The 25,597-nt window shown below is 59.6% G+C and carries 32 protein-coding genes and 1 tRNA gene; 20 read left to right on the plus strand and 13 right to left on the minus strand.

Annotated features, from left to right (window positions below):
* Positions 1-43: 43 nt before the first annotated feature.
* Positions 44-949 (minus strand): asparaginase, encoded by a 906-nt coding sequence (locus tag BMZ36_RS10850; RefSeq protein WP_091196069.1) that lies wholly within the window; start codon positions 947-949, stop codon positions 44-46.
* Between the two features lie 44 nt (positions 950-993).
* On the opposite strand from BMZ36_RS10850, the gene smpB reads away from it, so the two are divergent.
* Entirely contained in the window at positions 994-1,452 is a 459-nt protein-coding gene (gene smpB / locus BMZ36_RS10855; RefSeq protein ID WP_091196074.1) for an SsrA-binding protein SmpB, read from the plus strand.
* 47 nt (positions 1,453-1,499) lie between these two features.
* Here the strand turns inward: smpB and plsY are convergent, their stop codons facing one another.
* A complete protein-coding gene (gene plsY / locus BMZ36_RS10860; protein ID WP_091196077.1) occupies positions 1,500-2,117 on the minus strand; it encodes a glycerol-3-phosphate 1-O-acyltransferase PlsY in 618 nt (205 codons plus the stop codon).
* Between the two features lie 78 nt (positions 2,118-2,195).
* Here plsY and BMZ36_RS10865 point away from each other — a divergent pair, with 78 nt between their 5' ends.
* The 6 genes from BMZ36_RS10865 to BMZ36_RS10890 all read left to right on the plus strand — a co-directional run bounded on the left by BMZ36_RS10865 (position 2,196) and on the right by BMZ36_RS10890 (position 5,815).
* Positions 2,196-2,555, plus strand: coding sequence for a dihydroneopterin aldolase (locus BMZ36_RS10865; RefSeq protein ID WP_091196081.1), 360 nt, complete (start codon positions 2,196-2,198; stop codon positions 2,553-2,555).
* Between the two features lie 140 nt (positions 2,556-2,695).
* On the plus strand, positions 2,696-3,607 hold the full coding sequence (locus BMZ36_RS10870; protein WP_091196085.1) for a Tim44 domain-containing protein: 912 nt from the start codon (positions 2,696-2,698) through the stop codon (positions 3,605-3,607).
* Positions 3,608-3,746: 139 nt separating this feature from the next.
* Positions 3,747-4,148, plus strand: coding sequence for a hypothetical protein (locus tag BMZ36_RS10875; RefSeq protein WP_143086039.1), 402 nt, complete (start codon positions 3,747-3,749; stop codon positions 4,146-4,148).
* Positions 4,149-4,171: 23 nt separating this feature from the next.
* Positions 4,172-4,825: a Crp/Fnr family transcriptional regulator gene (locus BMZ36_RS10880; protein WP_091196092.1), complete on the plus strand. Its 654-nt coding sequence runs from the start codon at positions 4,172-4,174 to the stop codon at positions 4,823-4,825.
* A 61-nt stretch (positions 4,826-4,886) separates the two neighbouring features.
* Positions 4,887-5,309 carry an acyl-CoA thioesterase gene (locus tag BMZ36_RS10885; RefSeq protein ID WP_245747904.1) on the plus strand — a complete coding sequence of 141 codons (423 nt, stop codon included), beginning with the start codon at positions 4,887-4,889 and terminating at the stop codon, positions 5,307-5,309.
* 11 nt (positions 5,310-5,320) lie between these two features.
* Positions 5,321-5,815 carry an LEA/WHy family protein gene (locus BMZ36_RS10890; RefSeq protein ID WP_143086040.1) on the plus strand — a complete coding sequence of 165 codons (495 nt, stop codon included), beginning with the start codon at positions 5,321-5,323 and terminating at the stop codon, positions 5,813-5,815.
* Positions 5,816-5,821: 6 nt separating this feature from the next.
* On the opposite strand, the gene BMZ36_RS10895 is transcribed toward BMZ36_RS10890, so the two are convergent.
* Positions 5,822-6,625, minus strand: coding sequence for a class I SAM-dependent methyltransferase (locus BMZ36_RS10895; protein ID WP_091196100.1), 804 nt, complete (start codon positions 6,623-6,625; stop codon positions 5,822-5,824).
* Positions 6,622-7,455: a M90 family metallopeptidase gene (locus tag BMZ36_RS10900; protein ID WP_177187864.1), complete on the minus strand. Its 834-nt coding sequence runs from the start codon at positions 7,453-7,455 to the stop codon at positions 6,622-6,624. The genes BMZ36_RS10895 and BMZ36_RS10900 overlap by 4 nt, the downstream gene beginning before the upstream one ends.
* An 82-nt stretch (positions 7,456-7,537) precedes the next feature.
* Between BMZ36_RS10900 and BMZ36_RS14875 the strand changes: the two genes are divergently transcribed.
* A complete protein-coding gene (locus BMZ36_RS14875; protein WP_091196109.1) occupies positions 7,538-7,744 on the plus strand; it encodes a DUF1289 domain-containing protein in 207 nt (68 codons plus the stop codon).
* Positions 7,745-7,758: 14 nt separating this feature from the next.
* Positions 7,759-7,837: transfer RNA gene (locus tag BMZ36_RS10910), tRNA-Ile, on the plus strand.
* 70 nt (positions 7,838-7,907) lie between these two features.
* Here the strand turns inward: BMZ36_RS10910 and BMZ36_RS10915 are convergent.
* The 6 genes from BMZ36_RS10915 to BMZ36_RS10940 all read right to left on the minus strand — a co-directional run bounded on the left by BMZ36_RS10915 (position 7,908) and on the right by BMZ36_RS10940 (position 13,727).
* On the minus strand, positions 7,908-8,948 hold the full coding sequence (locus BMZ36_RS10915; protein WP_091196112.1) for a GntG family PLP-dependent aldolase: 1,041 nt from the start codon (positions 8,946-8,948) through the stop codon (positions 7,908-7,910).
* 181 nt (positions 8,949-9,129) lie between these two features.
* Positions 9,130-10,086 carry an SPFH domain-containing protein gene (locus BMZ36_RS10920; protein ID WP_091196115.1) on the minus strand — a complete coding sequence of 319 codons (957 nt, stop codon included), beginning with the start codon at positions 10,084-10,086 and terminating at the stop codon, positions 9,130-9,132.
* Complete coding sequence (locus BMZ36_RS10925) at positions 10,083-10,523, minus strand: NfeD family protein (RefSeq protein WP_091196119.1); 441 nt, start codon at positions 10,521-10,523, stop codon at positions 10,083-10,085. Before BMZ36_RS10925 ends, BMZ36_RS10920 begins: the two co-directional genes overlap by 4 nt.
* 224 nt (positions 10,524-10,747) lie before the next feature.
* Positions 10,748-12,592, minus strand: coding sequence for a 1-deoxy-D-xylulose-5-phosphate synthase (dxs, locus tag BMZ36_RS10930; RefSeq protein ID WP_091196121.1), 1,845 nt, complete (start codon positions 12,590-12,592; stop codon positions 10,748-10,750).
* Between the two features lie 2 nt (positions 12,593-12,594).
* Entirely contained in the window at positions 12,595-13,491 is an 897-nt protein-coding gene (locus tag BMZ36_RS10935; protein ID WP_091196124.1) for a polyprenyl synthetase family protein, read from the minus strand.
* A 2-nt stretch (positions 13,492-13,493) separates the two neighbouring features.
* Positions 13,494-13,727 (minus strand): exodeoxyribonuclease VII small subunit, encoded by a 234-nt coding sequence (locus BMZ36_RS10940; protein WP_091196128.1) that lies wholly within the window; start codon positions 13,725-13,727, stop codon positions 13,494-13,496.
* Between the two features lie 228 nt (positions 13,728-13,955).
* On the opposite strand from BMZ36_RS10940, the gene BMZ36_RS10945 reads away from it, so the two are divergent.
* The 11 genes from BMZ36_RS10945 (at position 13,956) to BMZ36_RS10995 (ending at position 23,652) form a co-directional block, all read left to right on the plus strand.
* Positions 13,956-15,152: an efflux RND transporter periplasmic adaptor subunit gene (locus BMZ36_RS10945; protein WP_091196131.1), complete on the plus strand. Its 1,197-nt coding sequence runs from the start codon at positions 13,956-13,958 to the stop codon at positions 15,150-15,152.
* Positions 15,149-15,847 (plus strand): ABC transporter ATP-binding protein, encoded by a 699-nt coding sequence (locus BMZ36_RS10950; RefSeq protein WP_091196133.1) that lies wholly within the window; start codon positions 15,149-15,151, stop codon positions 15,845-15,847. The genes BMZ36_RS10945 and BMZ36_RS10950 overlap by 4 nt, the downstream gene beginning before the upstream one ends.
* Positions 15,848-16,007: 160 nt before the next feature.
* On the plus strand, positions 16,008-16,475 hold the full coding sequence (locus tag BMZ36_RS10955) for a hypothetical protein (RefSeq protein ID WP_143086041.1): 468 nt from the start codon (positions 16,008-16,010) through the stop codon (positions 16,473-16,475).
* On the plus strand, positions 16,472-16,795 hold the full coding sequence (locus tag BMZ36_RS10960) for a cupin domain-containing protein (protein ID WP_091196138.1): 324 nt from the start codon (positions 16,472-16,474) through the stop codon (positions 16,793-16,795). The genes BMZ36_RS10955 and BMZ36_RS10960 overlap by 4 nt, the downstream gene beginning before the upstream one ends.
* A gap of 83 nt (positions 16,796-16,878) precedes the next feature.
* Positions 16,879-18,117, plus strand: a complete 1,239-nt coding sequence (tyrS, locus tag BMZ36_RS10965) for a tyrosine--tRNA ligase (RefSeq protein WP_091196140.1) — start codon at positions 16,879-16,881, stop codon at positions 18,115-18,117.
* Between the two features lie 27 nt (positions 18,118-18,144).
* Positions 18,145-19,422, plus strand: coding sequence for an HdeD family acid-resistance protein (locus tag BMZ36_RS10970; RefSeq protein WP_091196143.1), 1,278 nt, complete (start codon positions 18,145-18,147; stop codon positions 19,420-19,422).
* Positions 19,423-19,427: 5 nt separating this feature from the next.
* Positions 19,428-20,306: a cysteine synthase CysM gene (cysM, locus tag BMZ36_RS10975; RefSeq protein WP_091196146.1), complete on the plus strand. Its 879-nt coding sequence runs from the start codon at positions 19,428-19,430 to the stop codon at positions 20,304-20,306.
* Positions 20,303-21,145 (plus strand): 3',5'-nucleoside bisphosphate phosphatase, encoded by an 843-nt coding sequence (locus tag BMZ36_RS10980; protein WP_091196148.1) that lies wholly within the window; start codon positions 20,303-20,305, stop codon positions 21,143-21,145. The genes cysM and BMZ36_RS10980 overlap by 4 nt, the downstream gene beginning before the upstream one ends.
* Positions 21,146-21,156: 11 nt before the next feature.
* A complete protein-coding gene (locus BMZ36_RS10985) occupies positions 21,157-21,780 on the plus strand; it encodes an L-threonylcarbamoyladenylate synthase (protein WP_091196151.1) in 624 nt (207 codons plus the stop codon).
* Between the two features lie 6 nt (positions 21,781-21,786).
* Positions 21,787-22,422: a site-2 protease family protein gene (locus BMZ36_RS10990; protein ID WP_091196153.1), complete on the plus strand. Its 636-nt coding sequence runs from the start codon at positions 21,787-21,789 to the stop codon at positions 22,420-22,422.
* Positions 22,423-22,452: 30 nt separating this feature from the next.
* Positions 22,453-23,652, plus strand: a complete 1,200-nt coding sequence (locus BMZ36_RS10995) for a tryptophan--tRNA ligase (RefSeq protein WP_091196155.1) — start codon at positions 22,453-22,455, stop codon at positions 23,650-23,652.
* Between the two features lie 64 nt (positions 23,653-23,716).
* Here BMZ36_RS10995 and BMZ36_RS11000 read toward each other — a convergent pair whose 3' ends face one another.
* From BMZ36_RS11000 to BMZ36_RS11005, 3 genes are all read right to left on the minus strand, one after another.
* Positions 23,717-24,568, minus strand: a complete 852-nt coding sequence (locus BMZ36_RS11000; protein WP_091196158.1) for a dienelactone hydrolase family protein — start codon at positions 24,566-24,568, stop codon at positions 23,717-23,719.
* Positions 24,569-24,706: 138 nt separating this feature from the next.
* Positions 24,707-24,901: a hypothetical protein gene (locus BMZ36_RS14380; RefSeq protein ID WP_143086042.1), complete on the minus strand. Its 195-nt coding sequence runs from the start codon at positions 24,899-24,901 to the stop codon at positions 24,707-24,709.
* Positions 24,902-25,031: 130 nt separating this feature from the next.
* Positions 25,032-25,580, minus strand: a complete 549-nt coding sequence (locus tag BMZ36_RS11005; RefSeq protein ID WP_091196161.1) for a DUF2062 domain-containing protein — start codon at positions 25,578-25,580, stop codon at positions 25,032-25,034.
* Positions 25,581-25,597 lie beyond the last annotated feature (17 nt).

Raw genomic sequence — 25,597 nt, forward strand, 5'->3', positions numbered from 1 at the left:
GCATGATCGCTGCCTCGAAGCAAGATTGTAAGCAGGTCCTGATTCAAGCTCCTGTTTTTGCCAGCATGCAGTAGAGCTTGACCAAGGCCGCTTCCGGCGTCATGTCTTCGGCCGGCAATGCGCCAATGCGCGCGAGTGCCGAGCTGCTGGCATAACGCCCTTGCCGCACCATGCCCCTCAGGCATTGCGTGCAATTGACAATGATTGCGCCTGCTGCGGCCTGTTTTTCGAGTGCGGCGATGAGTCCGGCATGGTCCGGCAGGTTGCCGCTGCCGTAGGTTTCCAGAACGATTCCTTGCAGCGGCTCGACCAGTGATTGTGCGAGCCAGTCGTAACTGGTGCCGGGGTAAAGTTTGATGCCGACCACCCGGCTTGTCGGGTCGATGGCGGTGAAACGCAGGTCGCCCGAATTGCGGGGGGCGGGCCATTCTCCGTTCCAGTTGGGCGCATCGAAAGCAGTGTCTCCATCGGCATCGACCTTGCGCACACCGTTTCCGGGCAGCAGTTTGCCGCCGAAGGCTACACGCACTCCTGCGATGCCTGATGCTGCCGCAGTCAGGGCCAAGGCCACGTTGGCCGGGGCATCGCTGGCATCCTGCAGCCACGGGCGCTGCGAGCCGGTGACGATGACCGGCTTGCCCAGATTTTCCAGTTGAAACGAGAGTGCCGCAGCGGTATAGGCGAGCGTGTCGGTGCCGTGCAGTACGACAAAGCCATCAAAAGCATCGTATTGGATGGCGATGTCCTGACCGATGCGGTTCCAGTCGGCCGGACCCATGCTCGACGAATCGAGCAGTTGCGGATATTCCTGCAGCGTGACTTCAAGCGCATGTCCTGCAGCCAGTGCTTGCAGGGGGGTGGAGAGTATGCCCGGCGCCGGAGCCAAACCGTTTTCGGTAGGCAGGCAGCCGATGGTTCCTCCGGTGTACAGGCAAAGGATGCGTTTCATGATGTTAGAATGTCGCGTTTACACGAAATAACGAATTCTAAGCCATGACGGTCATTGCCGATAACCGCAAAGCCTTTCACGATTACTTTATCGAAGAACGCCTCGAAACCGGGCTGGTACTGGAGGGGTGGGAGGTCAAGTCGATTCGCGCCGGTCGCGTGCAGCTCAAGGAATCCTACGTCGTTTACATCAGCGGTGCGTTCTGGCTGGTGGGTGCGCATATCTCGCCGCTTTCCACTGCTTCGACCCACATCACGCCCGACCCGACCCGCTCGCGAAAGCTCCTGATGCACCAGCGCGAGATCGAAAAATGGTCCGGCCGCGTGGATCGCGCCGGCTTTACCGTGATGGCGCTCAACCTGCATTACCAGAAAGGGCGTATCAAGCTGGAAATCGGCCTGGCCAAGGGCAAGAAACAGCACGACAAACGCGAAAGCGAAAAAGACCGCGAATGGCAACGCGAGAAGGCGCGGCTGGTGCGCAGCGAGAACAAACGCGGGTAAACAGACAAAGGCCGGAAACCCCGGCCTTTGTCACAGGTGCTTGATTTTCAGGACGGTTCTTTGTCTGCCTTCTGACCGATCTTGTCCTCCTTGCCGGAAAGCAACCCGATGATGTTCTGCTTGTGGCGCACGATCAGCAGCAACGCAATTGCGCAGACCGCGATGAAATAATCCCGGCCCGGCAGCAGGAACCAGGCGAAGGCCGGGGCGCAGACCGCAGCGGTGAGCGCAGAAAGCGAGGAAATTTTTACCACCTTGGCCATGAACAGCCAGACGGCGAAAAGCCCCAGCCCCATCCAGGCATTGAGAGCAAGCAGAATGCCCAGCGCCGTTGCAACGCCTTTCCCTCCCTTGAATCCGAAAAATACCGGCCACATGTGTCCAATGGTGGCGGCAACAGCGCTGAGCGCGATGGCCTGATCGCCCAATCCCAAGCGTGGAGCAGCCAACTGTGCCAGAAATACTGCGATCCAGCCCTTGAGTGCATCGCCCAGCAACGTCAGTGCGGCGGCTTTCTTGTTACCACTGCGCAGGACATTGGTGGCGCCGGGGTTGTTGGAGCCGTAAGTGCGCGGGTCGGCGAGCCCCATGAGCTTCGAGACAATCACGGCAAAAGAGAGCGAGCCGATCAGGTAGGCGGCAACAACAAGCAATAACAGGTTCATTGTAAATTCCACTACAATCGCAAGCCCCGGATTCTAAGGCATGGCGGACGACTCTGCCCATGTTGCAAGGCAAGTTTGATGGATATCATTTTTCTGCACACGGTACGCGCCAAGACACTCATCGGCTGGTACGAATGGGAGCGCGCAGCACCTCAGGTCGTCGAATTGGACCTGGAAATCGGGCTACCCTCATCGCGCGCCGGAGATTCTGACAATCTGACCGATACCATCGATTATGACAAGGTGGTCAATGAACTACGGGCTTCGCTGGCCACACAGCATTTCCTGCTGCTGGAGGCACTGGCCGAACACATCGCCAAGGTCATACGTCAGGATTTCGGCGCACCCTGGGTTCGCGTTTCGGTGACCAAGCTCGGCATCCTGCATGAAGTAGGGCAGGTCGGAGTGACGATTGAACGCGGCCAACGGGCGTCTTGATCCCGAATTGCGCATAGGGCGACCCTTTGGGCACTACGCGAGTGCCGGCGGCCCAACAAACAATCCCGGTTGAACTTTTACCGGGAATCCCCATACTAAGCAGTGCGCAATATCGCGCTATTGAAGAGAGTTAGAAACTCATGAGCAAGTCTGGACGTTCCTTGATGATCGCCCTGCTTTCTGTTTCCATTTTTGCCGCTGGCCCGGTCGAGGCAGCTCGCTTGGGTGGCGGCAAGTCTACCGGCATGAAACGCAGCGTTACGACCCAGAGCGCTCCGCAGCGCCAGGCCCAGCAAACTCCGCCGCAACAGCAAACAGCTCCGCAAACCGCTCAGCCGCAGCAAAGCGGTCCGGGGTGGGGCGGCGTGGCAGCAGGCGTGGCAGCAGGTGCCGCGACCGGCTATCTGGTAAGCAAGGCCATGGAGCCCAACGGCGTAGCGGCTTCACAGCCTGCCGTAGCCCCGCAGCAACGCAGCAGTGGCATCCCTTGGGGCACAATTCTGCTTTTGGGTGGTATTGGCCTGTTGGGCGCAATGTGGCTCTCCCGCCGCAATGCAGCCCGTTCTGCCCCGGTTCCGGCTGGCATGGCTTCCTCTCCCGCTGGGCTGCAGCAACAGGACTCACAAAAGGTCTACCGCGTCGGCGAAGGCATGACTACTGCAGCCCCGGCAGCCATGCAGTCCGGGCGCCTGCCTGACGGCACCGAAACCGCTGCGTTCCTGCGCCAGGCGCGCGCGACTTTCCAGCATGTCCAGTCGCTGAATTCGCCGGACCAACTGGAAGAAGTACGCAAATACCTGACCCCCGGCCTTTTCGATGATCTGAAGTCTGAAATTGCAGCCAACCGCGAAGTGGCCGAATTCCACAATCTGCAGGCAGATTTGCTTGATGCCTCGAATGAGGACGGTCGCTTGGTGGCAAGCGTTCGCTTCAGCGGACAGGTGAGCGAGTCGCTGAATTCACCCGCCGTACCGTTTGCCGAAGTCTGGCATTTCGTGCGCCCGAGCGATAACGATCCGCGCTGGCTGCTGGCTGGTATCGAACAGTTGTAAGAGGTTGCGTCCAAGCAAGGGCGGCCTTGTTGAAGGCCGCCTTTTTTGTTGTATAAAACGTAAATAGGCCCCGTTTATCGGGAACGATTCTTGGAAACGGTGTTACAATTTACAGTGATTTCAGCCCATTGAGATGACCTTGAACGTGATTCGGTTGCGCATAATCGGTTTCGCTCTTTTGCTGGCGACACAACTGGCCGGATGTGACCAGATCAACGACGTCGTCAACAAGCAAAAGTCCAACGGCAAGGCCGTCGGTGCCGCATGCCGCCACAGCGGAAGAGCGCTGGAAGACTGCTATCAGCGAAACCCCAAGGTCTCCAAGTCCGATATCTATGCGGGCTGGAAAGAAATGAACGAATACATGCAGGCGAAGAAACTTGACGTCGTGCGTCCTTCTCCAGACGCGTCAGGCGATGCCGAAAGCGGCGGAATCCCCGCCGAAAAGAAAAAGTCTTCGACTGCTTCCGCCCCTGCCTCTGCCGCCAGTTCCGTCAAGAGTTCGGGCAAAACGGCGTCCAAGGCTTCGGCCGCGCACTGAATTACAGAAGACGAGGAAATGTCATGAAAAAGATGTTGGCTGAAATCCCTCTTTTCGAAGGGTTTTCAGAAGAACAGCTCGATCAGTTGATCCGGGTGGGAATCCGCAGAAAACTGCCCAAGGGCACGTATCTTTTCCGCGAGGGCGAGGTAGCCGATGCCATGTACGTTCTGCTTGATGGCCGCACCCGTTCGCTGACGAGCGACAACCTGGGCAAGGAGTTCGTTTTCAAAATCGGCGAGCCTGGCGATATCTTTGGCGAGATATCCCTGATCGACGGCGAACCGCGCGGCTGGACCACGCAGGTCGATGAAGATGCCGAAGTACTCATGATTTCCCGCCAGGATTTCTTGCGGCTATTGATGGAAACACCCGAGATGAAGGACTTGGTGATCAAGAATCTGGCGCGCATCGTGCGCCGCCTGCAACACACGATGAAGTCGCTTGCGCTGCTGGACGTTTACGGCCGCGTACGCGCGCTGTTCGAATCGATGGCCACCGTGATCGACGGTCAGGAAATGATCGAGCAACCGCTGACCCAACAAGCCATTGCCGACCGCGTCGGCTCCTCGCGTGAAATGATTGCCCGCATCCTCAAGGAACTGGTTTTCGGCGGATACATCAAGCTCGAAAACAAGAAAATCATCATCCTGCAAAAACTGCCGATTCGTTATTGATCCGGCAAAGTCACAGACAAAGGACGGCACCGAGCCGTCCTTTTTTGCGAGCAGAACGACCATGCCCCATCTGACTGAAATCAAGATTCGCGGCTACCATCTCGACCTGTACGGCCACGTCAACAATGCACGTTACCTCGAATTTCTGGAGGAAGCGCGCTGGGCGATGATGGAATGCAGCGATCTCGACTGGTTCATGCAGCAAGGCTATGCGCTGGTGGTGAGCCGGATCGACATCCGCTACCTGCGACCTGCGGGCATGGGCGATCTGTTGCGTATAGAAACCCGACTAGACCGCCTGTTACCGCGCGCCGGCATTATCAACCAGCAAGTGAAAAACGTGCAAACGGGCAAGGCCATTGCCACGGCGGAAGTAACCTTTGCCGTACTGCATCCGGAGCGAGCAAGTGCCTTGCCGATTACCGGTGAAATTGCCACCCGCCTTGAATCTTTACTCGAATCCGAACCCGTTCTCGAATCTTGAAGGAAGCAATCATGCGACGCTTGTTTCTGATCATGGCCAGCCTGCTGTTGTCCGCCTGCGCAGGTGTCGGCAGCATCGTGGAAAAACCCAGCGTATCGCTGGCGGGAATCGAGATCGAAGGGCTGGGGCTGTTCGAACAGCGCTTTCTGGTTTCCCTGCGCATCACCAACCCCAACGACGTTTCCGTAACCATGGATGGCGTGGATTTCAATCTCGACCTCAACGGCGAGCACTTTGCCAGCGGCATGAGCCGGGAAACAGTCACACTGCCGCGTCTGGGCGAAACTGAAGTCAAGCTCAAAGTTACGACGCGGCTGGACATGCTCTGGAAACAGCTCAAATCGCTGCAAAACGGGGAGAGGCCGCTGGGTTATCACCTGACCGGCAGGTTGTATGCGCCCTGGATTCCCGGCGGGATGCCGTTCGAGCGCAAGGATGAACTGCCCGCACTGAAACGGTTTATCCCGAAACAGAAGGAAAACAATGGCCAATCCGAAAGGATTTGATCCTGCTTATTGGGTTGGCAAATAGCCGTCAAAGCGCGTGCTTTCTCCTTCAAATACGAAGTTTGGCTTTTCTCCTGCCAGCCACGGGGCATGGCGCGGGCGCTTGACGATCACACGTTTGCCGGCCAGCTTGCGGGCCAGCGCCAGCAGCGCATCGGCATCCAGATCCCCACCGATCAGCGTCTGAAAGGCGGACATTTCCTTTTTCGATTTTGCGCGCTTGTCCGGTTCCGGAAACATCGGATCGAGATAGACCACATCGAAAGACGCTCCCTCGTTGGGGGAGGGCAGGTGTGGGGGTGAAACCGCAACAGAGGAGGGTTGCGCTTGAACTGCCGCATCCAGCCATTCCCGCGCATCAGCCCGAATCAGCGACATCCGCGTCGCAATAGTCGCCGTTTCCGCATCCTCCTGCGCCCGGCGCAAGCCGTCCTGCAACAGAAGGAAAGCCACCGGGCTGCGCTCCAGCATGACCACTTCGCAGCCCAGGCTGGCGAGCACAAAGGCATCGCGCCCCTGGCCAGCGGTGCAATCAAGCACGCGCGGCAAATAATCGCCCTTGATGCCTACCGCTTTGGCTACCGGCTGACCCCGTCCGCCGCCGAACTTGCGCCGATGCGCCAGCGCGCCGCCCACGAAATCCACCCAGATCGAGCCTTTTTCATACAAGGGCATGAGCTCCAGATGGCCTTCATGCCAGCGTAATGCGTAGGTCGCATCAGACGGCGGCACATCCCATAACGGGAACCTCAGCGCCTCAACCTGCCCGCACAGTATTGCAGGCGCTTGCGCGCGAATCAGACCGATCATGCGTGCGCCCGGTATTCGGAGGGCAAATCTTCCGCCCACACCGGACGGTATTTCATGCGCGGCAGGCGGCGGGCCGGATCCTGGCGGTAAAACGCGCAAAGCTGCCGGTAGACCGCCGGGTACTGGTCGCTCAACAGGTGCGGCAACTCAAAGAAATACTCACTGAACACTGCAAAACACTCGCCTGGATTTTCTGCAGCATACGGATCAATGGGGCAGGGCTCCCAAGAATCTGCCCGGCGAGCCAGATCATCGAATGCATGAGTAAAGACCGCTTTCCACTCGGCGTAGTCCATGCCGTTGTGCAGAGGAGGGCAACCGTTGGCTTCGCCGCTGCGCATATCGAGCTTGTGGGCAATCTCATGGATCGGCACGTTCCAGCCCTCCAGCCACGGCGATTCCCGACAATCCAGCAGGGAGAGCAATATCGGCCCGTCCGGCCGTGCCTGCCCGGCCAGGATGTCCTCCGATTCATGGACCAGCCCGAGATAATCGCCCACCGATTCATACGTCCGGCTGCGACTGAGAAACTGGCCCGGATACACGATAACCTCGTGCCAGTCGTCCAGCGCATCACGCCCGAGATGAATAAGCGGCAGGCAACACTGCGCCGCAATCACCAGCCGGGCCTCATCGTCCAGCTCCAGCCCATGCGCGCCAGTGATGGCCTTGCCACCCAAAAATACGCTGGCCTGCTCACGCAACAAGCGGGTTTCCTCTGCATCCAGTCCGCGCAACAAGGGCCAGCCGGCCACGGAGCACCAGAGCGAATCGGAAATCGGCGAATTGGCCAGAATTTGTTTGGGACGGGGATTCAAAAAGGAAAACATGGCAGAGCTGCATCGAAGAAAGCGCCAAGGGTACACCAGCGCACAGGTTGACGGAAATACGCCGGCGCGGCACAGTGCCGGCATGCCCCCTTTGCCACTGCGCCCCGCCTCGCCCTGTATCGCCCGCTGCTCCACCGCACTGGGCGACGAAATTTGCCGTGGCTGCGGCCGCAGCTTCGCCGAAGTAGCCAACTGGGTAGCCATGACAGAGGCCCAACAGGAAGCTGTATGGCAAAGATTAGAGCAAGAAAAAAGCAAGGGCAGTGACGAGCGGCGGTGCGACTGCTAGAATTCGCCCCTCACGGGCCTCTAGCTCATGCTTGGTTAGAGCAGCGGACTCATAATCCGTTGGTGCTGGGTTCGACTCCCAGGGGGCCCACCAAGATTCACAAACAAAAAGCCCAGCCGGCATGGTTGGGCTTTTTGTTGTCCGGTAAACCGGGCGGCTTTCATCAACAGGCTTCGCCCGCCAGCCGCTGGATTACGGAGATAGTGTATTCGATCTGCCCTGCAGAAACGTCGTGGTGGGTGACCATGCGCACCTTGTTGCGACCATAGGCATTGCCGGCGAGGATGCCGTGTTCACGCAACCGGACGATAAATTCGGCGGCGCTGACGCCAAGTGGAGCAGTATCAAACAGCACGATATTGGTCTGTACTCGTTCGAGATCGATGCGCAGCCGGGTTGTAGCGATGGCTTGGGCCAGTTGACCGGCATTGCGGTGATCATCAGCAAGGCGCGGCAACATGGTTTCCAAGGCGACGATGCCCGCAGCGGCCAGGATGCCAGCCTGGCGCATGCCACCACCAAGCAATCGACGATAGCGGCGCGCCTGGCGAATGAATTCGGCCGAACCGACCAGCACCGAGCCAACCGGAGCGCACAGTCCTTTGGACAGGCACATCTGCATCGAATCGGCGTGACGGGCCAATTCTGCCAATGGCAGTCCTTGTGCCACGGCGGCATTGGCGACTCGCGCGCCATCCATGTGTACGGGAATTCCGTACTCTGCAGCCAGAGCATGGACCGCCCCGAGCTCGGCAGGGGTGTAGTACACGCCGCCTGCTGCGTTGTGCGTGTTTTCCACGGTGATCAGCGCGGTTTGCGGCGCGTTCATTTTTCGTTCGCGGATTGCCGGCTCGATCAATTCGGGTGTCAGCTTGCCATCCGGGGCCATTACAGGGCAGGGCTGGGCACCGCTGAGCGCACTGATTCCCCCCGTTTCCGAATTGAACATGTGCGCCTGGTAGTCACAAATGACTTCCTGGCCTCGCCCGGCGTGAACCATAACCGCAATCTGGTTGCCTTGGGTGCCGCTACTGACGAACAGCCCGGCCTCCTTGCCGCACAGCTCGGCGGCCAACTGCTCCAGACGATTGACCGTGGGGTCTTCGCCGTAGCCGTCATCGCCAACTTCAGCGTAAAACATGGCTTCCCGCATGGCCAAGGCAGGACGGGTTACGGTATCGCTGCGCAAGTCGATTGGGATCATGGATGGTGGTTTTGTTCGTGGAGGGTGACAAAAATTCTACACACAATCCATTTTTGCTGCTTTAGCACGCGACAAGCAGCCAGCCATATGTGCCCAATAAGCCAAACACTTCAACTTGACATAATATACATTATGCGAAGTAGCAAGAGTAGACAAACGGCCAGCGCCGTTTGAGCTGTACTCACCCGCCCGTGTGTTCTGTTTGCTTGATTACTTGCATGGCAGTGGCAACCACCCCGGCAACATCGGCCGCATTGGCCGGCAGCAGCATGGTGTTGCCTTTCTGGGCAATATTGGCAAAGGCACTGATGTATTGTTCGGCAACCTTCAAATTCACTGCCTCCAGACCACCCGGTTGGCGCACGGTTTGCGACACCATGTGAATGGCTTCAGCCGTTGCCCGCGCCACCAGCCGTATCGCTTCGGCTTCGCCTTCTGCCCGGTTGATGGCGGCTTGTTTTTCACCTTGGGAGGTGTTGATGGCAGCCTGCATTTCGCCTTCGGATTTCTGGATGGCCGCATTGCGTTGGCCTTCGGCCAGATTGATCTGCTCCTGGCGCAGGCCTTCCGACTGTGCGATGCGCGCCCGTTTTTCTCGTTCGGCCGTGATTTGCTGCTGCATCGCATGCAGGATTTCCGTTGGCGGCGTCAGATCTTTGATTTCGTAACGGAGAACTTTTACACCCCAACTCTGCGCCGCTTCGTCCAGCGCACTGACCACAGCTCTGTTGATGTCGTCGCGCTCTTCGAACGTCTTGTCGAGTTCCAGTTTGCCAACCACGGAACGCAAGGTGGTTTGCGCCAGTTGGGTAATGGCAACGATGTAATTGCTTGATCCGTAAGATGCCTGCTTGGGGTCGGTAACCTGAAAATAAAGGATGCCATCGACCTGGAGCTGGGTATTGTCGCGGGTGATGCAAACCTGGCTGGGCACATCCATAGGCACTTCCATGAGGATATGTCTGTACGCTATCCGGTCAACAAAGGGGATCACAAAATTGAGGCCGGGATTCAGCACGGCATGGAATCGCCCCAAGCGCTCCACGACCCAAGCATGCTGCTGCGGCACTATCTTTACCGTGCGGGCGATGAATACGACGGCAATAACCAGAAATGCGATGGCAAAAGAGATGTTCATGACTCCCCTCTCGGAGGTGGATTATGGTGAAGGATAAGAACCGTTCCGCGTACCGCGACTATGAAATAGTTTTCCTGCCCATGCCGCGCGCCTGCGGCAAGCTCACCATCCCACTGTGTACCGCGGTACTGGACTCGAGCGAGCGTGACGCCCTTCCATTCCACAACACGCACCTGCTGGCCGATTTCCATTGCTGCATTGACCTCCGGCGGAGGCAAGCGTCTTTTTCGCCAATGGTGCAGAACGACCACGGATGAAATTCCTGCAAGCGCAGCTACAAGCATTTGCACGGGCACCGGCGTGCCAAACCAGGCCATGACCGCGCCAACCAGCATGCCTGATGCAATAGCCAGCAGAAAAAAAGTTCCGGTAAACATTTCCAGCCCTGCAAGCAGCAGGGCTGTCAGCAGCCAGATGGTGGCATGCGAAAATTGCATTTTCAGGTTACCTTGGCATGAACACGTTACGCTCTGTGTATAGCCGACTTGTTGGAAGTGCGCAAAGCGGGTGCGGTTGCAGAGGGAATGGCGTAACGTCCATATAAAAAAAGATTGCCCGTTTATTGGGCAATCTTTTTTTGTTTAGCACAATCATGCTGTTAGGTACGTTTTCCACAGCGAACCCACAAAGGCGCCACCAAAATAGCGGGATAAATCATCACTTATCCAAAGCGCTTCTGAATGGCAGCCAAGATCCCGGCCGCATCCAGCCCGCACTCGGCCCACTGTTCTTTCTGTTCGCCGTGCTCGACATAACGGTCCGGCAAGCCCAGTTGCAACACCGGGATATTGACGCCGTTGGCGCACAGGCATTCGAGCACCGCCGAACCGGCTCCACCCATGATGGCATTTTCCTCGACCGTAACCAGCCAGTCGTGGTTTTGTGCCAGTTCAAGAACCAGTGTTTCGTCTAGCGGCTTCACAAAACGCATGTTGGCGACAGTCAGCCCCAACTCTTCACCAGCTTGCAAAGCTGCCGCCAGCGGCGTACCGAAAGCCAGAATGGCGCCACGCAGGCCCTCGCGGCGGATTTCGCCCTTGCCGAAAGGGATGGCTGTCATGGCTTCCTGCACCGCCGTTCCCGGCCCGCCGCCGCGCGGATAGCGCACCGCAACGGGGCCATTATGCATAAAGCCCGTGTAGAGCATCTGGCGGCATTCGTCTTCGTCTGCTGGCGCGAGTATCGCCATGTTGGGGATGCAGCGCAGGAAGGAAATGTCGTAGGCGCCGGCGTGCGTCGGCCCATCCGCGCCCACGAGACCTGCCCGGTCGATCGCGAACAGAACCGGCAGGTTTTGCAGCGCCACGTCATGTACCAACTGGTCGTAGGCGCGCTGCAAAAAGGTGGAATAGATCGCCACGACCGGTTTATAGCCCTCGCAAGCCAAGCCGGCGGCAAAGGTCACGGCATGCTGCTCGGCAATACCGGCATCAAAATAGCGTTGCGGGTATTCCTCGGCGAAGCGTACGAGCCCCGAGCCTTCGCGCATGGCTGGTGTGATGCCGACCAGACGTTCATCCTGCGCCGCCATGTCGCACAGCCAGTTGCCGAAAATCTGGGTGTAGGTCAGTTTTCCGGTCTTGTTTTCCATGCCGTTCTCGGGAACGAACGGCGTGACGGCGTGGTATTTGGTCGGGTCGGCGACGGCAAGTTTGTAGCCCTCCCCTTTGCGCGTAACGACGTGCAGGAATTGCGGGCCCTTGAGCTTCTTGATGTTGGAAAGCGTCGTGACCAGCGTGTCGAGATTGTGTCCGTCGACTGGGCCGATGTAGTTGAAGCCGAATTCCTCGAACAAGGTGCCAGGCGTCAGCATGCCCTTGACGTGTTCTTCAGTCTTTTTCGCCAGTTCGCGGATCGGAGGGATCGCGTCCAGCACATAGCTACCGGATTTGCGCACTGAGTTGTACAAACCACCGGAAAGCAGCTTGGCCAAGTAGTTGCTCAGGGCGCCCACGTTGGGCGAGATCGACATTTCGTTGTCGTTGAGAATCACCAGCACATTGGCATCGTGATCGCCGGCGTTGTTAAGGCCTTCGAATGCCTGGCCTGCGGTCATCGCGCCATCGCCGATCACGGCGATGGCCTTGTTCGGCGAACCCTTGAGCTTGAATGCTTCTGCCATCCCATGCGCGGCGCTGATCGAGGTACTCGAATGCCCGACGCCGAACGCGTCGTAGCGGCTTTCGTCACGCTTGGGGAAACCGGCCAGACCTTCCTTCTTGCGCATCGTGTTCATGCGCTTGCGCCGTCCGGTCAGGATCTTGTGCGGATAGCTCTGGTGCCCCACGTCCCAGATCAGGCGGTCATTCGGTGTGTCAAATACATAATGCAGCGCAATCGTCAGTTCGATGGCACCGAAGTTGGAGGCAAAGTGCCCCCCGGTCTGGCTGACAGTATTCAGCAGGAAATTGCGCAACTCCTGCGCGAGCTGCGGCAATTGCTTGCGATCCAGTTGCCTGAGATCGGCCGGCGTTTCGATAAGTTCTAGCAAGGGATAGGCTGTCATACTCAACTGCGGCGCTCCACGATGAAGTCCGCGATTTCTCTCAATCTTTGTCCACGTTCACCGAACGGCGCCAGTGCATCCAGCGCATCGGCCTTGAGTTCGTCGGCCTTGCGTCGCGCTTCGGACAGGCCGAGCAGCGAAACGTAGGTCGGTTTGTTGTTGGCGGCATCCTTGCCCGCCGTCTTGCCGAGCGTGGCCGAATCGGCTTCGCAATCCAGGATGTCGTCCACGACCTGGAAAGCCAGACCGATGCACTTGGCAAAGTGATCCAGCCGGTCACGCGCATCTTCCGCCAGTGGTTCGCCGCAGAAAGAGCCCAGCAGCACGGACGAGCGGATCAGGGCGCCCGTTTTCAGGATATGCATCATTTCCAGTTCCGGCAGGGACAATTCCTGCCCCACACCGTACAGATCGACACCCTGCCCGCCGCACATACCCAGGCTTCCGGCAGCGCGTGCCAAGATGTTGACCATGCGCAATTGATCGGCGGGATTGTCGGCCAGACGATGCGCACTGAGCACGTCGAACGCTGCCGCCTGCAGGGCATCGCCCGCCAGCAGCGCCGTCGCTTCGCCGTAGGCCACATGCACCGTCGGCTTGCCGCGGCGCAGAACATCGTTGTCCATGGCCGGCATATCGTCATGCACCAGCGAATAGGCGTGGATCATTTCCACGGCACTGGCAGCGTATTGCAGGCGCTCCAGACTGGCCGCCACGATCTCTCCGGCCGCGAACACCAGCAGCGGACGCACCCGCTTGCCACCGTCCAGCACGGAATAGCGCATGGCTTCGTGCAGGCGCGCCGGCAAGTGATTGGCCTGCGGCAAAACATCGGCCAATACGTTTTCCATCCGTGCCTGGGTCGATTGCGCCCAAGCCTTGAAATCGGGTGCTGTCATGATCAGGAACCCTCGCCGGAATTGAAAGGTTTGAGCTCCGCGCCTTCCAGCACGCGAACCCGCTGCTCGGCATCGGCGAGCTTGCCTTCACAAAAACGCAGCAACTCTACGCCGCGCTGGTACTTGGCCAGCGAATCTTCCAACGGCGCATTGCCGGATTCCAGCGCTGTAATCAGGCTTTCCAGCTCCGTGAGGCCGGACTCGAAGCTCTCGGGCATTTTTGCGGCTTTGGCCAATTGGGGAACTCCTATGCGTTGCCTGTCAGCGGTTATTGATCCGACAGCCAAACCAATTCGTGAAACTTTCGAACGATAGCGACCAGCCCTGGCTGCGTCAATGTTTCGCTCCGATGCGGGACAATCGCTCCGCGCACATTGTACACCCGCAACGCAAAGCCTTTGCGCCAGCCTGACGAGCCGGCTGATGATAGAATCCCCGAACACACCCCGACAACGGATAAGCGCATGTCCGAATCGCTGGATCAACTGAAGATCAACCGCAGTGACGCCCCGCACCGCAAACGGCGTTGGCACAAACCCTTCTTGCTGGCCACGCTGGCCGTTGCCGTGATCGGCATCGTGGCGATTGCCGCCCGCGGCAAGGCGGTGGAAGTCGAAACCGTGCGCGTCACCCAAGCCTGGCCGGCGCAGGCCATCACCCAGCTCAATGCGACTGGCTATGTGACCGCCGACCGCAAGGCCTCCGTAGCCAGCAAGGGAACGGGGCGACTGGAATGGCTGGGCGTACGCGAAGGCAGCGCGGTCAAGGAAGGCGAGATCATCGCCCGGCTGGAAAATACCGACATGCAGGCGCAACTGGCGCAAGCCCACGCCAATGTCGAAGTAGCCAGGGCGCAGCAGCAAAAGCTCGAGGCCGACCGGCTCGATGCCCGACTCAACCTCAAGCGCCAGAAGGAGCTTGCGACGCAGAAGTTCGTTTCGCCCTCCGCGGTCGATACTGCGGAAAGCCGCTACCAGCAAGCCGTTTCCGCCGTCGCAGCCCAAGCCGCCACGGTCAGGATGATGCAGGCCGCCGAACGCAACGCCCAGGCCGCGCTCGACAACACCATCATCCGCGCACCGTTTGCCGGCGTGGTTCTGACCAAGCAGGCCAATGTCGGCGACGTGGTTGCGCCTTTCAGCACCAGCGCCGATTCAAAGGGCGCGGTCGTGAGCATGGCCGATCTTTCCACGCTGGAAGTCGAGGCCGACGTTTCCGAAACCAGTCTCGCCAAGGCCCGCGTCGGCCAGCCGTGCGAAATCCAGCTCGATGCCCTGCCCGACAAGCGCCTGCTCGGCTCCGTGGCGCGCATCGTGCCGACCGTGGATCGCAGCAAGGCCACAGTCAAGTTCAAGATCAAGTTTGAAGAAACCGACGCCCGCGTGCTGCCGGACATGAGCGCCAAGGTGGCGTTCCTTTCCCGCCCCTTGAAAGATGACGAACGCCAGCCGCGCCTGGCCGTCGCACCGGAAGCCGTCAAAGACGGCATTGCCTTCGTCGTCGGCAAGGACAATACCGTCAGCGCGCGCAAGGTCACGCTGGGCGACAAGCTCGGCGATCTCGTCGAGGTAAAAGAAGGACTGCAAAACGGCGAAACCGTCGTACTCGCCCCCTCCCCTCGCCTGAAGGACGGCGCCCGCATCGCGGAGAAAAAGAAGTGAGCCTTGCCGTCAGCCTGAAAAACGTCAGCAAGAGCTACCACCGTGGCGACCAGACCATTGAAGTACTGACCGGCATCAGTTTCGACATCCCCGATGGCGATTACCTGGCGCTGATGGGTCCGTCCGGATCGGGCAAATCCACGCTGCTCAACCTGATTGCCGGCATCGACAAACCCACCTCCGGGCAGATCCTGGTGCGCGACGTGGACATCGCCACGCTCAACGATGCCGAACTCGCCGACTGGCGCGCCGGACACGTCGGCTTCATCTTCCAGTTCTACAACCTGATGCCGGTGCTGACCGCACAAGAAAACGTCGAGCTGCCATTACTGCTCACCCCTCTCTCCCGCCGCGAGCGCCGCGAACGCGCGCTGCTGGCGCTTGAGCTCGTCGGGCTCGCCGACCGGGTCAATCACACGCCGTCCGAGCTTTCTGGCGGCCAGCAACAGCGCGTCGCCATCGCTCGCGCCATCGTCAGCGACCCCACGCTGATCGTCGCCGACGAACCGACCGGCGACCTCGACCGAAAATCGGGCGAAGAAATCCTGCATCTTCTGGAGCGCCTGAACCGCGATCTGGGCAAGACCATCGTCATGGTCACCCATGACCAGAAGGCAGCCGATGCCGCGCGCGCCGTGCGCCATCTGGAAAAAGGCGAATTGTCGGGGCTGGAAAGTAAGCGCCCGCTTGGGTAATCCAAGAATCACAGCCGCCGATCCATCTTTCATGCGCGGCCAGCGCACTCCGGCTCCGAATCACGCTATGTTTGAAACATGAAAAGTCGGGATGGTGCGCATGGCGCACCCTACATTTGCACAACAGATGCGCACAGCATGATTGATGGAGGCTTCCATCATGACGATGCCCGAAAAACTGGAGGATTACCCCTTCCGCAGGCAAGAACTGCTTGAGGATCGCGACACCCTGCTCCAGCAGGAAATCCCCCCACTGGAAGAAGCGCTGCACGAGGCCGAAGCCGCGCTGGAACGCGCGCGCACCGCGCCGCTGGATACGATCCCGCGCCGCGAATGCAAGCGGATGTGCAATCCGTGCCGGATCAAGGACGGTAGGCTGGATTGCGCCGCCACCAAATCGCGCGAGTGCGTCTTTGCCGTGGAGTTCGCCGCCTTTCGCGCCGGAACCCCGGATACACCCAGCCCCGCCGAAGAATACAAAGCCATACCGTCGCCAGATGCCATCCGCGCCGGCTTGGTCAAAACTGCCAGCCGCAACGTGGAAAGCTTGCGGAAAAAACTGGCGCCTTTGTATGCGCGTCTTGAGCAGATTCAAGCCGAACTCAAAGAACTGGACGCATCGACATGAAAACCAATCTGCTGCACGACCTCCCCACCTACTCCAGCCACGAAATTTTCCAGACCCTACTGGAACAGGATGGCGTGCGCATCGAACGGATCGTCTCCACCGGCCAGAGCAGCCCGCCCGGTTTCTGGTATGACCAGTCACAGGGCGAATGGGTGTTGCTGCTTTCAGGCGCGGCCCGCCTGCATTTTGCCGAGCCGGAGGATGTTGTGGAGCTGATTCCCGGCGATGCCGTTCACATTCCGCCGCACCGCCGTCATCGCGTGGACTGGACGCACCCCGACAAACCGACCGTATGGCTGGCGGTGTTTCATGGCGGCTAATCCCCCGAATCACCAGACTCTGCCGGGAACCCCTTGCCGCGCTATAATCCTGCCTTTGCGCAATCCGCTCCAAGCCGCCGACCATGACCGATACCGCTGAAAAAACCATTCATCCCGATACCCTTGCCGCGCTGGAGATCATCAAGCGCGGAGCTGAAGAAATCATTCCGGAACACGAACTGATCCAGAAACTGGAAAAAAGCCGCCTGAGCGGCAAGCCGCTCAAGATCAAGCTCGGCATGGACCCGACAGCGCCCGACCTGCATCTGGGCCACACCGTGGTGATCAACAAGCTGCGCCAGTTGCAGGACTTGGGGCACCACGCCCAGTTCCTGATCGGCGACTTCACCGGCCGCATCGGCGACCCGACCGGCAAGAACGCCACGCGTCCGCCGCTGACCGAGGAACAGGTCAAGGCCAACGCGCAGACCTATGCAGACCAGGTCTTCAAGATTCTCGATCCGGCCAAGACCGAGATCATGTTCAACTCCACCTGGCTCAATGCGCTCGGCGCAGCCGGCATGTTGAAGCTCGCGGCCTCGATGACCGTGGCTCGCATGCTGGAGCGCGACGACTTCGGCAAGCGCATGAAGGCCAACCAGCCGGTGGCGATCCACGAATTCATGTACCCGTTGATGCAGGGCTACGATTCGGTCGCCATGCAGTCCGACATGGAGCTCGGCGGCACCGACCAGAAATTCAACCTGCTGATGGGCCGCACCCTGCAGCAGCAGAACGGCCAGGAAGCGCAGGTCGTACTGATGATGCCGCTGCTGGAAGGGCTGGACGGCGTGAACAAGATGTCGAAATCGCTCGGCAACTACATTGGCATCAACGAACCGGCCAACGAAATTTTCGGCAAGACCATGAGCGTGTCCGATACGCTGATGTGGCGCTATTTCGAACTGCTCTCGTTCCGTCCGATGAGCGAAATCCAGCAATTCAAGGCCGAGGTCGAAGCCGGGCGCAATCCGCGCGACATCAAGGTGATGCTGGCGCAGGAGTTCGTCGCCCGCTTCCATGGCCAGGCTGCTGCCGAAGCGGCGCTTGCCGAATTCGAAGCCCGCTTCCAGAAAGGCGCGATGCCCGACGAAATGCCGGAATTCACCCTCCCGGCTGAAGACACCGGGGTCACGATTACGCACGCACTGAAGGAAACCCAGCTCTGCCCGTCCACCTCGCAGGCCATGCGCGACATCCAGGCTGGCGCGGTGAAGATCAACGGCGAAAAGGTCGGCGACAAAGCGCTGGTCATTGCCCAGGGCGAAACCGTGGTCCTTCAGGTGGGCAAGCGCAAGTTCGCGCGCGTGACCATCGCCTGAACCCGATGAAAACGCCCGGATAACCGCATGTTCCGACTGGCCCTGCTTCTGATCGGCGTACACGCGCTGCGGCGTTACTGGGCGTGGTTTGTCGCGACAGGGCTCGTCTGGCTGCTGGCCGGCGCGGTGATTATCGTCGATCTCTTTGACGGGGTTGCCGATATCGCAGTCGAGATCCTGGGGGGCGCCTTGCTGCTGGCGGGCCTGCTGACGCTGGTTGGCGCTGGCAAAAAAGGGAAATCGCATGAGCGCTTCGACTGGTTCAAGGGAATGACCTTTGTCGTCGCCGCCCTGCTGGTGCTGGATTTTCCCTGGGACAACCAGCTCTCGTTCAGCCTGATTTTCGGCTCGCTGTTCCTGGTCAACGGGATCTGGCGCGCTTTGGCTGCCGGCGTGATCCGCTTTCATGGCTGGCGGCGCTCGCTGATGTGGGGGATCGCCGGGTGTGTTTTCGCGCTACTGATCTTGTCGAGCTGGCCCTTGCCGGACGAATTCAACAGCCGCGTGGTTCTGGGCACCGGCATGATTCTGGCCGGCTGGTCCATCCAGCAACTCGGAACCCGCATCAAGCGCCAGGATTTCCCGCTCGGCAGCATGGGGCTCTTCCGCGTACCGCCGCCCTTGCGCAATGAAGGCTGTCCGCTGCAATTGCCACCCCCTTGCCCCGCGCAACATGACACCCCGCTGCAGTTCCGGGTTTGGACCGCACTAGCCACCGCGGAAAATCCGCGTTTTCTGCCAGTCGTCAACCGTTACATCGCCACCCTGTCGCGTAGCGGCAAGGTTTCGACCGGGCACGCCGTGCTTGAGCTGGCGCCGGATGTCTACATCAGCCATTGCCCACAGGATGAAATCGAAGTGCCCGCCGGCCAGTTTGCCCGCAAGCTGCACGCCGGGCGACACAACGACATGCCCGGTGTTTTCGTGCGCGATTACGCCATGGAATCAGCGGTTGGCGGCGAAAACACCTTCACTGTCAATTTTTACCGCCACGATCCGCAGCGCTTGCGCGCTTTCTGGACTTTCTACCGGCAGGATGCGACGTACAATCTCACGGACCGCAACTGCTCTGTCGCCGCGATTCTCGGGCTGGATGCGGGGATCGAAGGTGCACTGGCCCACCGCTCGCCGTTCTGGATATTGCTTCGTCTGTTGACGAGTACCGACCTCTGGCTCGCCGCAGCGATCCGCGACCGCGCCGAAGCCATGGTGTGGACACCCGGACTGGCGCTGGATTATGCGCGCCTGATGCAACGAATTCTGGCCCGACTGAGCCCCGCCCTACCTGAATCCACACCGGAATGAACGGAATGTACCGCTACCTGGAAGACTTTATCGGCAACACCCCGCTCGTGCGCCTGAAACGCATTCCGGGCGACACCTCGAACGTGCTGCTGGTCAAACTGGAAGGCAACAACCCGGCCGGATCGGTCAAGGATCGGCCGGCCTTTTCCATGATCCGTCACGCACAGGATCGCGGCGAGATTGCGCCCGGCGATACCCTGATCGAGGCCACTTCCGGCAACACCGGCATTGCGCTCGCGATGGCCGCCGCGATGCTCGGTTATCGCATGGTGCTGCTGATGCCCAAAAACGCCAGCGTCGAGCGCATCCAGACCATGAAAGCCTACGGCGCCGAAGTGATCCTGACCGAAAGCATGGAAGCCGCGCGCGACCAGGCCGAAGCCATGGCCAGCGCCGGCGAAGGCCGCATCCTCAACCAGTTCGCCAATTCGGACAACCCGCTCGCCCACTATGAAGCCACCGGACAGGAAATCTGGCGCGATACCGACGGGCGCATCACCCATTTTGTTTCCAGCATGGGAACCACCGGAACGATCATGGGAACGGGGCGCTATCTCAAGCAGCAGAATCCGGCGATCCAGGTTGTTGGCGTCCAGCCTTGCGATGGCGCATCGATCCCCGGAATCCGCAAATGGCCCGCGGAGTACATCCCGGCAATCTGCGATTTTTCCAAAATCGACCGCATCCTCGAAGTGACCCAGCAGGAAGCCGAAGCCATGGCCCGCCGTCTGGCGCGCGAGGAAGGCATTTTTGCCGGCATTTCATCGGGCGGCGCGCTCGCAGCCGCCCTGCGCTTGTCCGATGAAGTCGAAAATGCCGTGATCGTTTCCATCGTCTGCGACCGCGGCGACCGCTATCTATCCACCGGAGTATTCCCGGCATGATCCCAGTTGATTTGCACTGCCATTCCACCGTTTCAGACGGTTTACTTCCGCCGCGCGAAGTCGTGCGTCTGGCGCACTCACGCGGTTGCCAGTTGCTGGCGCTGACCGACCACGACGACCTGCGCGGCCTGCCCGATGCCGCCGACGAGGCAGCCAGGCTCGGCCTGACCTTCATTCCCGGCGTGGAAATCTCGGTCAGTTGGGGCAAGCATATCCTGCATATTGTCGGGCTGGGTTTCGACCCGGAAAACCCGGCGCTGAAACAGGGTTTGGAAAGCGTGCGCGCCGGGCGCTGGCATCGTGCCGAAATGATGGCCGCATCGCTGGAAAAAGCCGGCATTCCCGGCACGCTGGAAGGCGCGCGCAAATATGCCGACAATCCGGAAATGATCAGCCGTGCGCACTTTGCGCGCTATCTGGTCGAAATCGGCAAGGCCAAGGACGTGCGCTCGGTGTTCTTCAAATACCTCAAGCCCGGACTGCCCGGTTTCGTTGAACACGAATGGGCACGCCTGCACGAAGCCGTAGAGTGGATCACCGGCGCGGGCGGCGTGGCGGTGCTGGCGCATCCCGGACGTTACGAAATGGGCCCGGAAACCCTGCGCGTGCTGCTGATCGAGTTCAAGCGCCTGGGTGGAACCGCGCTGGAAGTTGCCTCCGGCTGCCACGGCATTGCCGATGTTGCCCGTTTTGGCCGATTAGCACGTGAATTCGGCTATCAAGCCTCTTGCGGCACCGATTACCACGCCACCAACGAAGGCTCGCGCGAACCGGGTCTGAACAGCGATTTGCCGGATGGATGTGAACCCGTATGGAGCAAATGGCTGCCAACCAAGTAGAATGACGCGCTATGGCCCAATTTTTCTCCATCAATGCGGAAAACCCGCAACTTCGTCTCATCAAGCAAGCCGTTGAAATCATTCGCGGTGGCGGCTTGGTGATTTATCCAACGGACTCCTGTTACGCCATCGGTTGCCAACTGGACAACAAGACGGCGGTGGATCGTATCCGGCGCATCCGCCAGCTCGATGACAAACATCATCTGACCCTGGCCTGCCACGATCTGTCGCAACTCAGCAGCTATGCCAAGGTGGATAACCGCGTGTTCCGCATGCTGAAAAGCACCACGCCCGGACCCTATACCTTCATCCTGCTCGCGACCAAGGAAGTTCCGCGCCGGCTGTGGCACCCCAAGAAATCCACCATCGGCCTGCGCGTTCCGGATCACCCGATTGCGCTGGCGTTGCTCGAAGAGCTGGGCGAGCCGATGTTGTCTTCCTCCTTGCTGCTGCCGGGAGAGGAACATCCGATGGCCGATGCCTGGGAGATTCGCGACCGGCTGGAACGCGATGTGGATCTCATCATCGAAGGCGGGTATTGCGGACTTGAACCCACGACGGTCATCGACCTTTCCAACGACGCTCCCGAACTTGTCCGGCAAGGGAGCGGCAATGTCGCGCCCTTCGGGCTTTGAGGCCATATGGAAGACCTGATCCAGAAAATCGCCGTCTGGGCGCTCCCCGTGTTGCTGGCCATCACCGGCCACGAAGCATCGCATGCCTTTGCCGCCAAACATTTCGGCGACAAGACTGCCTGGATGCTGGGCCGCTGTTCATTCAACCCGATCAAGCACATCGAATTATTGGGCACCATCGTTATGCCGCTGCTGTGCCTGGCACTGGGCGGGTTCGTGTTCGGCTGGGCCAAGCCGGTTCCGGTCAATTTCAGCGCGCTGCGCCGCCCCAAGCAGGACATGCTCTGGGTCTCGCTCGCCGGCCCCGGCGCCAACCTCGTCATGGCGCTGCTCTGGGCACTGCTGCTGCGCCTGTCGGGCTCTCTTGGCATGGATTACTTTGCCGTACCGCTCATGCTGATGGCGCGCGCCGGCATCATCATCAACATCTCGCTGATGGCGCTCAACCTGCTGCCGCTCCTGCCGCTCGACGGCGGGCGCATCCTGCTGTCGCTCTTGCCGCGCAACCTGGCTTGGCAGTATTCGCGCATTGAGCCCTATGGCATGTTCATCCTGATTGCCCTGATGGCTTTCGGCGTGCTCGGCACCCTGATGGCCCCTTTCCTCAGCCTCGGCTATAGCCTGATTCGCCTCATTCTCTGACAACAAACCTGACAAGCAAGGAACCTCCAAATGTATCCCGATCGTGTTCTCTCCGGCATGCGCCCTACCGGCAAGCTCCACTTGGGGCACCACCACGGCGTGCTCAGGAACTGGGTCAAACTGCAAAGCGAATACGAATGCTTTTTCATGGTCGCCGACTGGCACGCGCTGACCACGAGCTACGACGACGTCAGCATCATTGAGAAAAGCACTTGGGATATGGTCATCGACTGGCTCGCCGCCGGCGTCGATCCGGCGCAGGCGACCATCTTCATCCAGAGCCGCGTACCGGAACACGCGGAACTGCACCTGGCACTGTCGATGATCACGCCGCTGTCCTGGCTGGAACGCGTTCCGACCTACAAGGACCAGATCGAGAAGATGGCCCACAAGGATCTGGGGACCTACGGCTTCCTCGGCTACCCGCTGCTGCAGGCCGCGGACATTCTGCTCTACCGCGGCAACCTCGTTCCGGTCGGCGAAGACCAGGTTCCACACGTTGAAATCACGCGCGAAATCGCGCGCCGCTTCAACCATGTCTTCGGCAAAGAACCAGGCTTCGAAGAAAAAGCCCGCGATGCAGTAAAAAAAATCGGCGGCAAGAAGAGCAAGCTCTACGAAGAGCTGCGTACGCGCTACCAGCAGGAAGGCGATGTCGAAGCGCTGGAATCCGCCCGCGCACTGCTTGCCGACAGCCAGAACATTAGTCATGGCGACCGCGAGCGCCTGTTCGGCTATCTGGAAGGCGGCGGCAAGATGATCCTGCCGGAATCGCAGCCGCTTTTGACCGAGGCCGCGCGCATGCCGGGCCTCGATGGCAACAAGATGTCCAAGTCGTACAACAACACCATCAGCCTGCGCGAAGATGCCGAATCGGTTACCAAAAAGATCCGCCAGATGCCGACCGACCCGGCCCGTGTGCGCCGCACCGACGCCGGTGATCCGGAAAAATGCCCGGTCTGGCAACTGCATCAGGTCTATTCGGACAGCAACGTTCGAGACTGGGTAATGCAGGGCTGCAAGAGCGCCGGCATCGGCTGCCTCGACTGCAAGCAACCGGTCATCGACGGCGTGCTGGCCGAGCAAAAGCCAATGTTCGAACGCGCCCAGCCATATCTCGAAGACCCGACTTTGGTGAAAAGTATCGTCGCCGACGGCTGCGAGCGCGCCCGCGAAGTCGCCAGGGAAACGATGCGCGAGGTCAAGGAAGCGATGGGGCTGAATTACTGAGCCGGAGTCGATTCAAACAAAACGGGCCACTCATTGGGTGGCCCGTTTTGTTTGTGCGGGATCATCAAGTGCGCGGCTTGTTGACCGGCGGCGTTCCCTTCAGCGCGCGCTCGGGATCGAACCAGCGCGAAAACCACTTGAAAGTGCGGCGCTGAGCATCCTGGGCAGCCTGCGGATTGGCACATTCGTTGCCATTGTCGTCGGAACGGATGCGATTGGGCACATCGAACAGGCTGTACGGTGCCTGGACCGGACGATCGAAATCGTGCTGGGTATCCGGATAGCCCACCACAAAAAAGAGGTCTTGCCCGGTCTGATCCGAGAGCGCACGGCAATCCGACGCCGGTGTTTTGCTATCTGCTTCGCCAACCAAAACCAGCGTAGGCGCCGAGATCCGATACTGTTTATGGCTGAAGAGCCGGCGGCAGTTTGGATAGAAGGCCACCCCGGCCTTGACGGCTTTGTTGTTGCGCCCCATGACTTCCAATACTGCATCCGCGCCGTGCGACCAGCCGACAAGACCGATACGCTCCGGATCGACATCGCCTTGCTTGCGCAGCCAGCGAATGGCGGCCTCCGCATCGTCCGCTCGCACGGAGGGCGGAATACCGCGTACGGGCGGACGGGGAGAACAGACCTGCTTGATGCCGCGCGCCGAAAAACTGTCCAGAAAAAGGACCGCATAACCCATTTCCCGGAACAGATCACCCATGCGCGTCATTCTGGCGCTGATTTCACCGGATTTTCCATACAGCCCCCCGCATCCGTGCAGTAGCACGATAGCCGGCATGCCGGGGCGAATCGGGGTTCTGTATTCGGCGTTCAGTTTTGTTTCGCCCGAGACGATGGCAACCCGCTCGGCCTGAGCCAGGCTAGCCAGACAAAGGGAAAGAAAAGGAAACAGCAGTCGATGCACGTCAGGGAGCCCCCAGATTACCGCAGGTTCACGCCCCGGACATTCTTCTTGGCTCGAAAACCTGAGGGTGTTTGCTTGAGCAAGAACTTTAACACAACAGACACCGGGCAGCGACGCGGCGCTGCCCGGTTGTGGAATTCAGCAGGAAATGAAGCCCGGGGGAATCCGGATCAAGCGATAATCCTCATTCGCTTCGGCAACCGCAACAAGGCGGGGAAGAGGCCAGACTTGCGGCAATTCCTTGTACTCGGCATAAGGAAGCGGGGCAGCATCAGGCTGCACGGCTTCATCAAGCTGCAACAGTCCCTCAGTCATGTCATAACAGCGCCACATGGTCTTATCCTCCTTCCGGGGCGTAACTCGTTCCCCGTACCTGTTATATCGGCAAGGCGGCGGAATAATTAAGGCCAGATGGTCAATTTTGGTCGCCCTTGTTGTTCCTCCCTTCAAAATCAGCACGGGCTCAACCACTTTTCCTTCGGCTGCGTCTCCATAGCTCCCATTGCACATGCAGCCGCCAAGCCTGATGGGTCAACAAATACCCCAGCGCCGCAAGCAATAGCGCCAATGCGGGCAACCCCACCGCCAGCGGCCAGCCTAGCGACTTTCCCCACTCAAGGAGCCCCTCCAGCCAACCTGTGAGCCCCACTTCGGACAGAGAAGACAGGCGAGGCAGATGTTCGTACCCATTGCCTCCGGTAAGGAACACGCCCAACCTGTACGCCAACCAGTACAGAGGTCCGATGGTCAGGGGATTGCTGTAGAGCGTAACCAGCATCGCGACCAGCACGTTGCCGCGCAATGCCAAAGCCAGCAAAGCAGCCGTGATCATTTGCAACGGTCCCGGGATCAATCCGCCAATGGCTCCGGCCACGACGCTGCGGGCGACAGAGCGCCGATTCACATGCCACAAGCGCGGATCGGAAAACCAGTGAGCGAAGCGCCGCAGAAATGCGTGTTCATTCAACTTCTCGCGACCGGGCAACCAGTTGCGTAATATTTTTTTTACCATGAATGCCTTGGTTTGCG

Origin of the sequence: Formivibrio citricus, assembly GCF_900115065.1 — a bacterium.
GTDB lineage: Bacteria > Pseudomonadota > Gammaproteobacteria > Burkholderiales > Chitinibacteraceae > Formivibrio > Formivibrio citricus.

What these genes read in the sequence shown, in the direction of transcription:
- BMZ36_RS10900 (WP_177187864.1), bottom strand. Translation starts at nt 7,455, where the DNA reads ATGTTTTCCTTTTTGAATCCCCGTCCCAAACAAATTCTGGCCAATTCG.
- BMZ36_RS10980 (WP_091196148.1), top strand. Translation starts at nt 20,303, where the DNA reads ATGATCCCAGTTGATTTGCACTGCCATTCCACCGTTTCAGACGGTTTA.
- BMZ36_RS10890 (WP_143086040.1), top strand. Translation starts at nt 5,321, where the DNA reads ATGCGACGCTTGTTTCTGATCATGGCCAGCCTGCTGTTGTCCGCCTGC.
- BMZ36_RS10885 (WP_245747904.1), top strand. Translation starts at nt 4,887, where the DNA reads ATGCCCCATCTGACTGAAATCAAGATTCGCGGCTACCATCTCGACCTG.
- BMZ36_RS10955 (WP_143086041.1), top strand. Translation starts at nt 16,008, where the DNA reads ATGACGATGCCCGAAAAACTGGAGGATTACCCCTTCCGCAGGCAAGAA.
- tyrS (WP_091196140.1), top strand. Translation starts at nt 16,879, where the DNA reads ATGACCGATACCGCTGAAAAAACCATTCATCCCGATACCCTTGCCGCG.
- BMZ36_RS10850 (WP_091196069.1), bottom strand. Translation starts at nt 949, where the DNA reads ATGAAACGCATCCTTTGCCTGTACACCGGAGGAACCATCGGCTGCCTG.
- BMZ36_RS10995 (WP_091196155.1), top strand. Translation starts at nt 22,453, where the DNA reads ATGTATCCCGATCGTGTTCTCTCCGGCATGCGCCCTACCGGCAAGCTC.
- cysM (WP_091196146.1), top strand. Translation starts at nt 19,428, where the DNA reads ATGTACCGCTACCTGGAAGACTTTATCGGCAACACCCCGCTCGTGCGC.
- BMZ36_RS14875 (WP_091196109.1), top strand. Translation starts at nt 7,538, where the DNA reads ATGCCCCCTTTGCCACTGCGCCCCGCCTCGCCCTGTATCGCCCGCTGC.
- BMZ36_RS10865 (WP_091196081.1), top strand. Translation starts at nt 2,196, where the DNA reads ATGGATATCATTTTTCTGCACACGGTACGCGCCAAGACACTCATCGGC.
- BMZ36_RS11005 (WP_091196161.1), bottom strand. Translation starts at nt 25,580, where the DNA reads ATGGTAAAAAAAATATTACGCAACTGGTTGCCCGGTCGCGAGAAGTTG.
- BMZ36_RS10880 (WP_091196092.1), top strand. Translation starts at nt 4,172, where the DNA reads ATGAAAAAGATGTTGGCTGAAATCCCTCTTTTCGAAGGGTTTTCAGAA.
- BMZ36_RS10990 (WP_091196153.1), top strand. Translation starts at nt 21,787, where the DNA reads ATGGAAGACCTGATCCAGAAAATCGCCGTCTGGGCGCTCCCCGTGTTG.
- plsY (WP_091196077.1), bottom strand. Translation starts at nt 2,117, where the DNA reads ATGAACCTGTTATTGCTTGTTGTTGCCGCCTACCTGATCGGCTCGCTC.
- BMZ36_RS10960 (WP_091196138.1), top strand. Translation starts at nt 16,472, where the DNA reads ATGAAAACCAATCTGCTGCACGACCTCCCCACCTACTCCAGCCACGAA.
- BMZ36_RS10870 (WP_091196085.1), top strand. Translation starts at nt 2,696, where the DNA reads ATGAGCAAGTCTGGACGTTCCTTGATGATCGCCCTGCTTTCTGTTTCC.
- BMZ36_RS10920 (WP_091196115.1), bottom strand. Translation starts at nt 10,086, where the DNA reads ATGAACATCTCTTTTGCCATCGCATTTCTGGTTATTGCCGTCGTATTC.
- BMZ36_RS14380 (WP_143086042.1), bottom strand. Translation starts at nt 24,901, where the DNA reads ATGTGGCGCTGTTATGACATGACTGAGGGACTGTTGCAGCTTGATGAA.
- BMZ36_RS10970 (WP_091196143.1), top strand. Translation starts at nt 18,145, where the DNA reads ATGTTCCGACTGGCCCTGCTTCTGATCGGCGTACACGCGCTGCGGCGT.
- BMZ36_RS10895 (WP_091196100.1), bottom strand. Translation starts at nt 6,625, where the DNA reads ATGATCGGTCTGATTCGCGCGCAAGCGCCTGCAATACTGTGCGGGCAG.
- BMZ36_RS10945 (WP_091196131.1), top strand. Translation starts at nt 13,956, where the DNA reads ATGTCCGAATCGCTGGATCAACTGAAGATCAACCGCAGTGACGCCCCG.
- BMZ36_RS10935 (WP_091196124.1), bottom strand. Translation starts at nt 13,491, where the DNA reads ATGACAGCACCCGATTTCAAGGCTTGGGCGCAATCGACCCAGGCACGG.
- smpB (WP_091196074.1), top strand. Translation starts at nt 994, where the DNA reads ATGACGGTCATTGCCGATAACCGCAAAGCCTTTCACGATTACTTTATC.
- BMZ36_RS10985 (WP_091196151.1), top strand. Translation starts at nt 21,157, where the DNA reads ATGGCCCAATTTTTCTCCATCAATGCGGAAAACCCGCAACTTCGTCTC.
- BMZ36_RS10925 (WP_091196119.1), bottom strand. Translation starts at nt 10,523, where the DNA reads ATGCAATTTTCGCATGCCACCATCTGGCTGCTGACAGCCCTGCTGCTT.
- dxs (WP_091196121.1), bottom strand. Translation starts at nt 12,592, where the DNA reads ATGACAGCCTATCCCTTGCTAGAACTTATCGAAACGCCGGCCGATCTC.
- BMZ36_RS10915 (WP_091196112.1), bottom strand. Translation starts at nt 8,948, where the DNA reads ATGATCCCAATCGACTTGCGCAGCGATACCGTAACCCGTCCTGCCTTG.